This window comes from Ruegeria sediminis, from assembly GCF_005938215.1.
GTDB lineage: Bacteria > Pseudomonadota > Alphaproteobacteria > Rhodobacterales > Rhodobacteraceae > Ruegeria > Ruegeria sediminis.
Genome location: NZ_VCPD01000001.1, coordinates 650,938 through 663,552, shown reverse-complemented (window position 1 = coordinate 663,552; position 12,615 = coordinate 650,938). Strand labels below are relative to the sequence as shown.

General features: G+C 61.0%; 14 protein-coding genes and 1 tRNA gene. 11 read left to right on the top strand and 4 right to left on the bottom strand.

Annotated features, from left to right (window positions below):
• Positions 1–61: 61 nt before the first annotated feature.
• Positions 62–382 (top strand): antibiotic biosynthesis monooxygenase family protein, encoded by a 321-nt coding sequence (locus FGK63_RS03410; protein WP_138840178.1) that lies wholly within the window; start codon positions 62–64, stop codon positions 380–382.
• Positions 383–454: 72 nt separating this feature from the next.
• Positions 455–862, top strand: a complete 408-nt coding sequence (locus FGK63_RS03405) for a universal stress protein (RefSeq protein ID WP_138840177.1) — start codon at positions 455–457, stop codon at positions 860–862.
• A gap of 51 nt (positions 863–913) precedes the next feature.
• Here FGK63_RS03405 and FGK63_RS03400 read toward each other — a convergent pair whose 3' ends face one another.
• Both FGK63_RS03400 and FGK63_RS03395 read right to left on the bottom strand, forming a co-directional pair.
• Complete coding sequence (locus FGK63_RS03400) at positions 914–1,384, bottom strand: aminoacyl-tRNA deacylase (RefSeq protein ID WP_138840176.1); 471 nt, start codon at positions 1,382–1,384, stop codon at positions 914–916.
• 116 nt (positions 1,385–1,500) lie between these two features.
• Positions 1,501–1,983 (bottom strand): HugZ family pyridoxamine 5'-phosphate oxidase, encoded by a 483-nt coding sequence (locus FGK63_RS03395; protein WP_138840175.1) that lies wholly within the window; start codon positions 1,981–1,983, stop codon positions 1,501–1,503.
• 34 nt (positions 1,984–2,017) lie between these two features.
• On the opposite strand from FGK63_RS03395, the gene FGK63_RS03390 reads away from it, so the two are divergent.
• Positions 2,018–2,440, top strand: a complete 423-nt coding sequence (locus FGK63_RS03390) for an excalibur calcium-binding domain-containing protein (protein ID WP_246043929.1) — start codon at positions 2,018–2,020, stop codon at positions 2,438–2,440.
• Between the two features lie 46 nt (positions 2,441–2,486).
• Here the strand turns inward: FGK63_RS03390 and FGK63_RS03385 are convergent, their stop codons facing one another.
• Complete coding sequence (locus FGK63_RS03385; RefSeq protein WP_138840174.1) at positions 2,487–2,735, bottom strand: hypothetical protein; 249 nt, start codon at positions 2,733–2,735, stop codon at positions 2,487–2,489.
• Positions 2,736–2,974: 239 nt separating this feature from the next.
• Between FGK63_RS03385 and FGK63_RS03380 the strand changes: the two genes are divergently transcribed.
• Both FGK63_RS03380 and FGK63_RS03375 read left to right on the top strand, forming a co-directional pair.
• Positions 2,975–3,223 carry a TFIIB-type zinc ribbon-containing protein gene (locus FGK63_RS03380; protein WP_138840173.1) on the top strand — a complete coding sequence of 83 codons (249 nt, stop codon included), beginning with the start codon at positions 2,975–2,977 and terminating at the stop codon, positions 3,221–3,223.
• Positions 3,224–3,396: 173 nt separating this feature from the next.
• A complete protein-coding gene (locus FGK63_RS03375) occupies positions 3,397–4,200 on the top strand; it encodes a DUF3800 domain-containing protein (RefSeq protein ID WP_138840172.1) in 804 nt (267 codons plus the stop codon).
• 7 nt (positions 4,201–4,207) lie between these two features.
• On the opposite strand, the gene uvrB is transcribed toward FGK63_RS03375, so the two are convergent.
• A complete protein-coding gene (gene uvrB / locus FGK63_RS03370; RefSeq protein WP_138840450.1) occupies positions 4,208–6,394 on the bottom strand; it encodes an excinuclease ABC subunit UvrB in 2,187 nt (728 codons plus the stop codon).
• Positions 6,395–6,542: 148 nt separating this feature from the next.
• Between uvrB and FGK63_RS03365 the strand changes: the two genes are divergently transcribed.
• The 6 genes from FGK63_RS03365 to FGK63_RS03340 all read left to right on the top strand — a co-directional run bounded on the left by FGK63_RS03365 (position 6,543) and on the right by FGK63_RS03340 (position 12,607).
• On the top strand, positions 6,543–6,854 hold the full coding sequence (locus tag FGK63_RS03365; protein WP_138840171.1) for an ETC complex I subunit: 312 nt from the start codon (positions 6,543–6,545) through the stop codon (positions 6,852–6,854).
• On the top strand, positions 6,855–7,376 hold the full coding sequence (locus FGK63_RS03360) for a GNAT family N-acetyltransferase (protein WP_138840170.1): 522 nt from the start codon (positions 6,855–6,857) through the stop codon (positions 7,374–7,376).
• Positions 7,354–7,430: transfer RNA gene (locus tag FGK63_RS03355), tRNA-Arg, on the top strand. Before FGK63_RS03360 ends, FGK63_RS03355 begins: the two co-directional genes overlap by 23 nt.
• Positions 7,431–7,738: 308 nt before the next feature.
• The gene (locus FGK63_RS03350) at positions 7,739–8,839 is read left to right on the top strand and encodes an AAA family ATPase (RefSeq protein WP_138840169.1); all 1,101 of its coding nucleotides are present in this window, start codon (positions 7,739–7,741) and stop codon (positions 8,837–8,839) included.
• Positions 8,840–9,281: 442 nt separating this feature from the next.
• Positions 9,282–10,268, top strand: a complete 987-nt coding sequence (locus FGK63_RS03345; RefSeq protein ID WP_138840168.1) for an AAA family ATPase — start codon at positions 9,282–9,284, stop codon at positions 10,266–10,268.
• 8 nt (positions 10,269–10,276) lie between these two features.
• Positions 10,277–12,607 carry a S8 family peptidase gene (locus tag FGK63_RS03340; RefSeq protein WP_246043928.1) on the top strand — a complete coding sequence of 777 codons (2,331 nt, stop codon included), beginning with the start codon at positions 10,277–10,279 and terminating at the stop codon, positions 12,605–12,607.
• The last annotated feature ends 8 nt before the right edge of the window (positions 12,608–12,615 follow it).

The following is a 12,615-nucleotide window of genomic DNA, read 5'->3' as shown; positions in this document are numbered from 1 at the left end:
GAATTTCGGCGCAATCCGGAAAAACCTGTGTTAGGCTGAAGCGCAGAAAGGGAGATGCAAGATGCCGAAGATTGCCAAGGACGCAACGGTTCAGACAGTGATCACAACATTCGAGATGACGCCCGGGACATGCCAGGATCTTCTCGAGGCGCTGACCGATGCCTATGCCAACTTCATCTCGAAACAGCCGGGATTCGTGTCGGCAGGGCTGCACGTGAACGACGCGCAGACCCGGATCGCCAACTATTCGCAATGGCAGCGCCGCGAGGATTTCCTTGCCATGCTGCGCACGCCGGAAATGCGCGAGCGGAACCGCAAGATCAACGAGCTGTGCAAGAGCTTTGAACCGGTCATGTACGACGTTGCCGAAACCTTCGGCTGATCCTGACCTGGATCAAGGAGTCCCGGTCCGCAACGCATCAATCTGGCACTGTCTGAAAGGGAGACGCGAGCCATGTATCACAATATCCTAGTGCCCATTTCCTTCGATTCCGAACGCGACGTATCCGGGCCGCTCAAGCTGGCCCAATTGCTGGGCACGCCGGAGGCGAAGGTCACGCTGCTGCACGTCGTCGAGCACATCCCGGACTATGCAATCTCCTACATGCCGGTGGAGTACCTGTCCGAGGCGCGCACCGCGATCCAGGCCGAGCTGGACGAGATGGCGTCCAAGCTGCCCAACGCGACCGCCGAGGTGATCGAAGGGCATTCGGGGCGGTCGATTCTGGACTGGGCCGAGGCGAACAAGCCCGACCTCATCATCCTGGCGTCGCACCGGCCGGGGATGCAGGACATCTTCCTGGGCTCTACCGCGACGCATGTGGTGCGCCACGCCCAATGCGCGGTGCATGTCGTGAGGTAGGTCCCGCTGGTTCTGGTGGCCGGCCCTCGCGGGGCGGCCATCGGGCGGCGGTCAGTGCAGGCAGCAGAAGGAGCCGTGCCTGGCATCCTTCATCAGCGTGTCGAAATCGCTGCCTTTCATCTCGATGAGGGTCTTGTGGTCGCCGGCCTCGAACCAGACCTTGTCCAGCCCGGTCAGGCTGTCGTCGATGATCGTCGGCACGTTGTAGGCGACGCCGACGGGCGGCGCGGCGCCGATGTCGCAATCGTCAAAGACCTCTTCCACCTCGGTTTCCGGCGCCAGCCCGATCCGGCGCGACAGGATTGACTGCAGGGTCGTCAGATCGACATGGTGGTTCGAGGGGACGACGGCCAGCATCGGCCCTTCCTCCATGTGGATGAGGACGGATTTCGCCAGATGGTCGCCGGGCACATGCGCGGCCTCGGCGGTTTCGGCGGCCGTGGCGGCATAGGGGTGGCGGACCATGTTGAAGGGCAGGCCCTGAGCCTCGAGATGATGTTTCAGACGCGCGGCAATGGTCATGGTATCCTCCGTGGATCCATTGGCGACCCGGCCGAGCGCATGAGGCGCAACCAGGGCGCCGTTGAAGGGATGCCCCCATTCTGCGCCTGTTGACCGAGTCGGGCAAGGCTGCGGGGTCAGAAATCGCCTGGGCCCAGCCGGTAGGCCCTGCCGAACCCGGCATTGAGCAGCCCGTCGGAGATGTCGAAGCGGACGAAGCGGAAATCGGCGAAATCGGCGTAGAGTTTCGCCTTTGGGCGCAGCGCCAGGTAGCGGTCGCGGAGCGTGGCGTGCTGGGGCGCGTCGCGGGGGATCAGGCGGGCGGTGCAGTGCAGCGTCAGGCGCGGATGGGTCAGCGGATCGCCCTTGTCGCCCGGTTCCCCGATCAGCAGCGCGCAGGCCGGGTCCGCCTCGAGCGCCTGCGTGTGGGCCGCGAGGCTGGAGATCAGCGAGATGGGGCGGCCCTGCGTGTCGGTCGCCAGCGCGATGCGGGCGACCGAGGGCAGGGCGGTGCCCGGCCGCAGCACCGCCAGCGCGGCATGGGCGGCGTTTTGGACCAGCCCCCTGGCCATGCCTCGGGCGGTGTCGTCGGCGGGTTGGAACGGGTCGGGTCGGGTCATGCTGAGGCCACAATCTGCATCTACCACAGCATCCATGCGAAGAGGCCCCGAGTCGAGCGAAGAGATCATCCCGAATCCGCGTTCCGCCAGACGTCACTGGCGGGCCGAGGCGTTGCGCCGGCGCGCGCTGTCGCCGGTGCGGATCCTGCTGATGATCCTGTTGCTGCCGGTCACCACCTTCGGCATCGCGCTGGGCGTGTACCTGCGCACCAGCCCCTACGAGCCGGCCGAGGCGGTGCTGCATATCGTGGCGCTGGCGGGCTGCGATGCGGCGCGGGCCGTTGGCGTGGCGCCGGCCTATCGCGGCGGGCCGGGATACCATCTGCGCAACGATCCCGACGGGGATGGCGTGGCCTGCGGGTCGGCCCCGAGGGCGGCGCCGCGCATGGCCGCGCCCGCACCGGCGCCGGAGGCCCGGCAGCGGATGGTTGGCAGCGCGAAATTCGTGCGGCCCTGAGCGGGCGCCGCACGCCGGGGCAGACCTGCGCCCGGCGTGCCTGGCGTTACTTCTTGTGGATCGCGTTGATCTTGGTGATGCCGTCTTCGCCGGCGGTCTCGTATTCGATGTGGATCATGTCGCCGGCGACCAGGCCCTCGGGCGCGGCCTCGATCAGTTCGAGCGACCAGACGGTCTTGTCGGTCAGAACGATCAGTCCTTCGACGCGGTCGTAGGCCAGGATGGTGCCGGTGACCTCGTCGGCCAGGGCGGGGGCGGCTGCCAGAAGGGCGGCGGCGAAAACAAGGCTGCGCATTTTGGGGGTGCTCCTTTGAGCATGGGTGAAAACCGCAGGGTAAATGGTGCGCGGAAAGGGCTGCGCAAGAGGGGGCGGCGCAAATATTTCTCGTCCCGCGGATTCAGCGCCCTGCGGCGGCGGAGACTGGCCGATGGCGCGGGGATTCCGCGGCGCCCGGCGGGCGAAACCGCGGGCCTCCGGGTGGAAAACCGGCCCGAGCGTCCCATCTCTGACCGAGAGCGAAAGGAGACCTGCCGATGAAATGCCCGATTGACGGAACCGAACTGGTGATTGCCGAGCGCAGCGGGGTCGAGATCGACTATTGCCCGCAATGCCGCGGCGTGTGGCTGGACCGGGGCGAACTGGACAAGATCATCGAACGCTCGTCGGCTTATGCGCCGCCCCCGCCCCCGCCGCAGCAGCGGGAGTATGACGACCGGTCGGATCATGGGTACCGCAAGAAGAAGAAACGCGGCGGGTTTCTGGAGGATCTGTTCGATTTTTGAGGGGTGTGGGGCGGGGTGAACGCCGTTCTACGTTTGCCGGTCGCGGCCGGGTTGACCAAGCAGAATCGCGCGGAGTTAGCGGCGTAGGTTCGGTCCATAATCAACTCTTGCTGAACCAATCAAACGCGCTTAGGTTGAAGGTGTCATGTTGATACTGGGCGATTTGAACAAAAATGCGTTACGTATTTCTGGTCGATGAAAGTGGTGATCAAGGCCTAAGAAAAGTTAGAGAAAGTTTCTCGGATCGTGGTGCGTCGCCTTATTTGACGCTGGGAGGTGTCTTAATCCCAGAAACGCACATTGAAGCGACTTTGAGTTGGCTCGGCAATTTGAAAAGCCGGTTAGGTAAAGAACTTCATTGCGCCGAACTAAACCACTTTCAGACAGCAGTATTTTCGCGCGAAGCCGCATCGATCAAGATGCTCGCATTCGGTGTAATCTCAAAAAAATCTACTTTGGGTGATTACCTAGAAGGCACTCCCGATGAGGACATTGCGCAAGACTACTACAATAAATGCTCACACTATTTGTTGGAGTTGCTAGGGCAGTTTATGTCTCATCATAATGTAAGAAGCGAGGATGTGAGTATCATTTTTGAACGAAAAAACCATAACTACCAGAGGTTGAGGTCATACATCAGTGCTATCCGAAAATCGCCTAAAGACCCCCGTGCGGCTTTCTTGCAACGTGTTGACCCGCTAGCGATAACTGATCGATCCAAGGCAGAGGAGCCAATGTTGGCTCTAGCAGATTTGGTTGCTTTCGCGACGTTTCAAAGTGTCAACGAAAGCCGGCGTAATTACGGGCTTCCCGAAGAAAGATACATGCGAGAACTCTACAAAAGGTTTTGGCGTTGTCCTGACACCGGGCAAGTAGCGCACTTTGGACTAAAGTACATTAAAGGGCCCATAACCATGGGATTGTCAGGCCAAGCGATGTCTTTCGCTATGAAAGCGTACAAGAAAACAGCAGATTAGGAAGTAGTCACCGCCCCCGCCGCTTCACATTCCCACCCCGCTGCCCCGGCCTGCCCGCCGTTGACCGGCCGCGCGACTTGACCGCCTCTTCCGACGCCTTCTCGACCGCCCATTGACGGGCCATCGGGTCGTCGGAGACGGCCAGGTCGACTGCTTCCAGGCGCTTGATCTCGTCTCGGATGCGGGCGGCTTCCTCGAATTCCAGGTTCTCGGCGGCCTTGCGCATCTGGGTGCGCAGGCCGTCCAGGTGCGCCTCGAGATTGGCGCCGTGCAGCGGCTTGTCGATCTTGGCGGTGACGCGGGCCATGTCGGTGTCGCCCTGGTAGAGACCGGCCAGCACGTCCTCGACGTTCTTCTTGACCGTCTCGGGGGTGATGCCGTGTTCCTCGTTATAGGCGATCTGCTTGGCGCGGCGGCGGTCGGTCTCGGCCAGGGCGCGTTCCATCGAACCGGTGATCTTGTCGGCATACATGATGACGCGGCCCTCGGCGTTCCGCGCCGCCCGTCCGATGGTCTGGATCAGCGAGGTTTCCGAGCGCAGGAACCCCTCCTTGTCGGCGTCCAGGATGGCGACCAGCCCGCATTCGGGGATGTCGAGGCCTTCACGCAGCAGGTTGATGCCGACCAGCACGTCGAAGGCGCCCAAGCGAAGGTCGCGCAGGATCTCGATGCGTTCCAGCGTGTCGATGTCGGAATGCATGTAGCGGACCTTTATGCCCTGCTCGTGCATGTATTCGGTCAGGTCCTCGGCCATGCGCTTGGTCAGCGTGGTGACCAGCGTGCGGAAGCCCCTGGCGGCGACCTTGCGCACCTCGTCCAAGAGGTCGTCCACCTGCATCGAGACGGGGCGGATTTCCACCTGCGGGTCCAGGAGGCCGGTGGGGCGGATCACCTGTTCGGTGAAGACGCCGCCGGTCTGTTCGATCTCCCACTTGGCGGGGGTGGCGCTGACGAAGACCGATTGCGGGCGCATGGCGTCCCATTCCTCGAACTTCAGGGGGCGGTTGTCCATGCAGGACGGCAGGCGGAAGCCGTGCTCGGCCAGCGTGAACTTGCGCCGGTAGTCGCCGCGGTACATGCCGCCGATCTGCGGCACGCTGACATGGGATTCGTCAGCGAAGACGATGGCGTGGTCGGGGATGAATTCGAACAGGGTCGGGGGCGGCTCGCCCGGTGCGCGGCCGGTCAGGTAGCGCGAATAGTTCTCGATCCCGTTGCAGACACCGGTCGCCTCGAGCATCTCGAGGTCGAAATTGGTGCGCTGCTCCAGCCGCTGCGCTTCCAGCAGCTTGCCTTCGCCCACCAGCTGGTCGAGGCGGATGCGCAGCTCTTTCTTGATGCCGATGATCGCCTGCTGCATCGTCGGTTTCGGCGTGACGTAGTGCGAGTTGGCATAGACCCGGATCTGCTCCATCGTGTCGGTCTTTTCGCCGGTCAGCGGGTCGAATTCGGTGATCGCCTCAAGCTCCTCGCCGAAGAAGGACAGTTTCCAGGCGCGGTCCTCGAGGTGGGCGGGCCAGATTTCCAGGGAATCGCCGCGCACCCGGAACGAGCCGCGCTGGAACGCCTGATCGTTGCGGCGGTACTGCTGGGCCACCAGGTCGGCCATCACCTGCCGCTGGTCGTATTCGCTGCCCACCTTCAGATCCTGGGTCATCGCCCCGTAGGTTTCCACCGAGCCGATGCCGTAGATGCACGATACCGAGGCCACGATGATCACGTCGTCGCGTTCCAGCAGCGCCCGGGTGGCCGAGTGGCGCATCCGGTCGATCTGTTCGTTGATCTGGGATTCCTTCTCGATATAGGTGTCGCTGCGCGGCACGTAGGCCTCGGGTTGGTAGTAGTCGTAGTAGGAGACGAAGTATTCCACCGCGTTTTCCGGGAAGAAGCCCTTGAACTCGCCGTAAAGCTGCGCGGCCAGCGTCTTGTTGGGGGCGAGGATGATGGCGGGACGCTGGGTTTCCTCGATCACCTTGGCCATGGTGAAGGTCTTGCCGGTACCGGTGGCGCCCAGCAGAACCTGGTTCCGCTCGCCCTCTGCGATGGCTTGCGCCAGTTCCGAGATCGCCGTGGGCTGGTCGCCGGCCGGGGCGAATTCCGTATGCATGACGAACCGTTTCCCGCCTTCGAGCTTGAGGCGGGTCCGCACGTCGTCGGCGGTCATCTGCGTCTTGTCGGAATGGGCATAGGGCATGGGGATTCCTTTCATCGCCCGATTTTGGTCCGTTTTTGTTCCTGTTCAAGGGGCAATCGGCGCGGCCGGGGATGCGGCATTTGCGGCCTTGTCGCCGCCCGCGCTCTGACGCATAAACATCGGAGCCAAGTGACGACGGAGAGCCGACATGCGCGCACGGATCTATCAGCCCGCAAGAAATGCGATGACCTCGGGGATGGCCAAGACCCGCCGGTGGGTTCTGGAATTCGCTCCGGCATCGGCGCGCGAGGTGGATCCGCTGATGGGGTGGACGTCGTCCTCGGACACGCAGAGCCAGGTGCGGCTGAAATTCGACACCAAGGAAGAGGCGCTGGACTACGCCAAGGCGCACGGGATCGACGCACTGGTGAGCGAGCCGCACAAGCGCAAGCCCAACCTGCGTCCGCGCGGCTATGGCGAGAATTTCGCTCCGGACCGGCGCAACCCCTGGACCCATTGAATGATCGAACTCCGCGAGGCGGACCCGGGGGCGGATGACCTGCGCCCGGTCATTGCCGCCCATCTGGCGCATGGCCGGCAGGCGGGGCCGCCCGAAAGCAATCACACCATGGACGCCGACGCGCTGCGCGAACCGGGCGTGCGGTTCTGGGCGCTTTACGAGAATGGCGAGCCCTTGGGCTGCGGCGCGCTCAAGCCGCTGCCGGACGGCACGGCCGAGGTGAAATCGGTGCATGTGCTGGCCGCCGCGCGGGGGCGCGGACTGGCGCGGGTGATGATGGAGCACCTGGCCGCGCAGGCCCGCGCCGCCGGCGCGACCGCGCTGGTGCTGGAGACCGGGGCGGAGCATCTGCCCGGCTATGACGCGGCGCGCAAGCTCTACGAGGTGTTGGGTTATTCCAGGTGCGGGCCGATCCACGGCTACACCGAAGATCCGAATAGCGCGTTCATGCGCTTGGCTCTTGAACCCGGCGGGCAAAAGCCGCAAGAAAGGTCGCAGCGGTCCCGTAGCTCAACTGGATAGAGCAGCTGACTTCTAATCAGCAGGTTCGGGGTTCGAGTCCTCGCGGGATCGCCAGTTTATTGCCATCGTGACGTTCGACGTCCAAAGTCCGTTTTTGCGACAAAAAACGGTTTTTTGAACTGCCTTCGAATCTACCTTCCTTTTAGCGCAGTTCTTTCAACAACTTGTGTGCCATGTAGCAGTTCGTTCATTCCGGCCGGGTTCGATGGCGCAACCCAACCAGGATGCGTTGACACGCAGCATGTTAGTTGTTCCCTAATCGTTCCACAGGTTCCGGAACCCTTCATACCCATCAGCCTGCCCGCCCCGGCGGTGTGGACACCAGCGCGGCTAGCCCCGTCGCGCCTCGAAAGGATTCTGCGATGCCCCGTGCCACCACCACGATTCCATTTCATGCGCTGCGGTTCGAAGACGACCTGCCGACGCTGCACGAGGTCGAGCGGCGCCTGAAGACATTCCTGCGCGGCCTCCGCAGGCAACGCCAGGCGGCGCAGACCGACGGCGATGAAGGCGACCGCGACAAGATGGATCAGGTCTTCGACTATCTGAATGAGGCCGAACGGCGGAAAATCCGGCGCCGCGCGCACCGGTACGTGCAGCGGCTGGACGCCCTGTCCGGCCTGTCTCATCTGAGCGAGGAGAATCGCGCCAAGCTGACGCCCATTCGTGGCGGACTGCCGGTCACCCGCGTCACCTCCGAACACGAGGCGGACGAGATCGCCGCTGCCCTGCACGCCGAGATGCCCTGGATGGCGCCCGCCACCGAAGCCGTCTGGCACGGGCTGCGGGCCTCGGCGCGCGAGGGCCTGCGCGGTGTCCGTTTCAGCCCGCTCGTTCTGATCGGCCCGCCCGGCATCGGCAAGAGCTTTTGGGCCCGGCGACTGGCCCATCACCTGGAGGTCCCCGCGACCAAGATTGACGCAACGGGCGAGCCTGCGTCCTTCGCGCTCACCGGATCCCAGCGCGGCTGGGGCAGCGCCCATGCGGGCAAGCTGGTCAACACGGTCCTGAACAGCCGGCATGCCGGGCCGCTGGTCATCATCGACGAGATCGAGAAGGCTGATGAGGTCCACTCCAACAAAGGCTCCCGCCATACGCTCACTGACGCCCTGCTGCCGCTGCTGGAGCGGATGACGGCGGCGACCTGGGAATGCCCGTTCTTCCAGGTCAAGATGGACATGTCCTGGGTCAACTGGGTGATGACGGCGAACAGCAGGCAGGGCCTGCCGGAACCGTTTCAGAGCCGCTGCGTGGTGCTGGATCTGCCGGATTTGACCACGGGGCAGTTGAGGGACTTCGCCATGACCGAAGCCGCGCGTCGTGGACTTCCCGAGCCTGCCACCGACGCCCTCGCCGCCATCTTCGAAACCGGTGCATTGGCCCACCGCCGCCTGAGCCTGCGCACCGTCGCCCGGATGCTCGACCGCGCCGAGGCGCTGGCGATGCGCCCCTTGCTGCATTGAAGACACCGCCCTGGAAGAGTTTTCCTACAGAGGATCAATGGCAGCATACATAAGCGACATACATTCATCCCGTCCGAGTAACCGACCCCGCGCAGCGGTGCTCGATCTGAGGTCGCCCACGCACCTAAACTATCCGTTCCCGGTGCCGAAGGAACCACGGGTTCGGGGCAACCCGGACAAAGACTTCGAAGCCATAGATCCAGCCCGAAGATGGATGGGCACTGAAAAACGGGCGGGGAGCCGTCATTCGCTGCGGCAGCCAAAATAGTGAATCGGACCGAGAAAACCGGACGTTCGCCTTAAGGTCTCGAACTGTTTTGTCACACATCTAACCCATCCCGGCATCGTGCCATTTCCACCCAGCGCCCTTCACATCAAGCGTCGAAATCGGTAGCGCTCGTCGTAATACTTCGCTACGGTTTCACGAAAAACAGGTGGTTGCATGGCACGCGGGGAACTGATTAAGAAGCTGTTGTCGAGCTACGGGCGCGACGACGACTTCCGTGCTGTGGTTGAACAGATCATCGCCGAAGAAGAAAACAAGAATAACCGCGTTTTGGCAAAGTCGCTGCGCAAAACATTGGATGGTCTAACGACGCGCCCGCAGGCCAAGGGCCTTTCCCCTTTGTTGCAGTTCCCGGACGAGGCTGGAGATTTCATCCAGCGGATTGAACCAGTTCATACGCCCGACGACATCATCCTGGCACACGAAAACATCGAGTTGTTCACCGGGCTTCTGGACGAATTCCGAAAGTCTGAAACGATCAAGCGGCACGGGCTGCCGGTGCGGTCCAAGCTGTTGTTCTGTGGGCCGCCGGGAACGGGAAAAACACTGTGTGCAGAGGTTTTTGCAGGACAGCTCGGATTGCCTTTTTTCTACGTCAAACTTGATAGTCTGATTTCATCCTTTCTTGGCGAGACAGCCACCAATATTCGCAAAACCTTCGAGTTTGCGCGCCGTCAGCCGTGTGTCTTGTTCTTTGATGAATTTGACGCGATCGCCCGGTCGCGGGAAGAAGGCAATGATCACAGCGAGCTTCGCCGCGTGGTCAACAGCCTTCTGATCTTCATAGACCAGATCCAGCCGGGCGGCTTTCTGATTGCAGCGACCAACTTGGACGCTCATCTTGATCCCGCTATCTGGCGGCGCTTCGATGAGGTCGTCTGGTTCGATCATCCCGATGAAGCAATGGTACGCAGATACCTTGCCAATGCACTGAAAAATACTGAAACAGAATTCGAAGCAGAGGATTTTGTTCAGAGCCTTGCGGATTATTCCTATGCTGAGCTCGAAAAAATCTGCAACCAGGCCAAGAAAATTTCTCTTCTTGATCGCCGAAAAAGCATTTCCAAGAAAGACTTTCGCGATGCCATCCGTTACGCTGAACGCCGCAGGATGCGACTAAGAAAATTATCGAACAACCAGTGAGGCCATAGTTGGCACAATACGATCATCTGCAACTGGTCAGAGCGAAGGAACCTTTTGCCCGCAGAAAAGGCGGCAGGCCTCCTCCGATACCGAAGCCGGGAAAAGGTCATGGCGGGCAGATACGGCGCGAAACCGATGATGCCGTCGCGCGACAACGCGCTATTCGTCCCCCCCAATTTGTCGATCCATCCCTGATCCTGAAGGTCCATATGCACGGACTTGCCATGGAAGACGACTGGGAACAGCTTGGGCTGACCCTGTTAAATACAGATGATGACAACAATATCGTTCTGTTTTCCTCGACTGATGAATTGACAGACTTTCGCAGTCGGCTCGATGCCTATGAAGGGCCAACGCCTGCCGGTCAAAAAAATCCGAGCTACTCCGGCTTCATCAACCGCATAGGCAGTGTAAGCACATTGGAGCCGCGCGACCGGCTTGGTATCAGGATCAAAGAATCCGGTTTTACCGAGGTCTCTGATTTTCAAGACGGGCAAGAGTACGTGCTCGATATCGAACTTTGGGAATTTGGACCACAAGCGGCGCGACGCAGGAAAGCAGAAGAAATCATCGCATTTGTCGAGGAGCAGGGCGGTGAGGTTTATGACCTCTATTCCGGGCCCTCGATCACGATGATCCGCGTCAAGGCTCCCGGGCAGGCAATCAGGCCGGTCTTTTCAGTGCCTGAAGTAGCGTTCATTGACCTCCCGCCCGAACCGGATATCGTGGCCAATCAGATCGTGCAGTTTGCACTGGATGATGTGCCGCCCGTCGCGCCGCTCGACCCCGATCTTCCACTCGTCGCGGTGCTGGATACAGGTGTCAACGATCATCCGTTTCTGGCGGATGCGATTGTCGCGCGGGAGGCATTTCCGAATGAGCTCGGGGAGTCAGATGTTGCCGGGCACGGTACGGCTGTTGCCGGTGTTGCAGCGCTTGGTGATGTAAGGGCGCAGCTCGCCGGAGCATCTCTGCAACGTGTGGCGAGGATAATTTCTGCGAAGGTGGTTACCGACGACAGCAAGTTTTTTGATCGCCGAACGCTCCCGACCCAGATGAGGCAAACGATCCAGAACCTGCATGCAAACTATGGCTGCCGGATTTTTGTTATTTCTCTGGGGGATACGAAGGCGAACTTTGAGCAGGGGCGTGTCGGCCCTTGGGCCATGACACTCGATGAGCTGGCGCGTGAGCTGAACATCCTGATCTTTGTATCAGCGGGAAATCGGTCTCCTCGTGGAGGCACGTCGGTTGAACAGGGCGTAACCCAGTATCCGGACTATCTGCTTGAAGTCGCGAACCGAGTATGTGAACCCGCTGGGGGCGCGAATATCGTGACGGTTGGTGCAGTTGCACATTCCAACGGCATTGGTCCTCAGCATGAGTTTGATGCGCATATTCAGCCCATTGCCGAGCAAGACGAACCTGCGCCTTTCACACGCACCGGACCAGGTGCCGGAGGTCTGACCAAACCGGATTTCGTCGACTATGGCGGGACAATGGTTTTCGACGCCGTGGCGCGGCGTTTGCAGACAGCCCCGCATCTGCCAACGGCAGGTCTTATTACAACAAATCACGATTTCTTACGACAGTTGCTTACCAGCAAAAGCGGCACCTCCTTCGCCGCGCCGATGTTAGCGAACAGAGCTGCGCAGTTAGTCAGGCGCTTCCCTGATGCTTCAGCCAATCTGATCAAGGCACTATTGGCGAACTCGGCGACTGTTCCGGAAGCTTCCACTCAGCGGCTGGCGGGCTTTGATCCGCGCGACCGATCCAGAGTCCACGGAAATGGCCTTGTCGATACCTTACGCGCAGCCTTCTCAGACGATCACAGGGTTGTCTACTTTGCCGAAGATTATCTGGAGATGGACCATTTCGCAGTCTATCGGGTACCGATACCGGCTGAGTTCCAGACGGGTGGGAAACGAACTATTCGAGTTTCTCTAGCATATGATCCACCGGTGAAAAGAACCCGCGCTGAGTATACCGGTACACGCATGAATTTCCGCCTCATTCGGGGGTGCCCGGTCGATCACGTCTTCGAACACTTTCGCTCGCGAGTTGGGGAGGGGACCGTTCCACCGGAGATGGCGGGAAAATACGATTGCGACCTGGTCCCCAAGAAGAACGCTCGCGACAAAAATACAATCCAGAGTGCCTCGATCTCGTTTACCGCCGACACAACCCAATATGGCGAAGAGTATCATCTGGTAGTGCGTTGCGTAGGTGGCTGGGCTATGGACCAGGAGACCCGACAAAACTTCGCGCTGGTTGTCGAGCTGGAGCACCAAGCTCAGGTGCAGCTCTATGCAAGGCTACGGCCGAGATTGCGGACCTAATAAAGCAC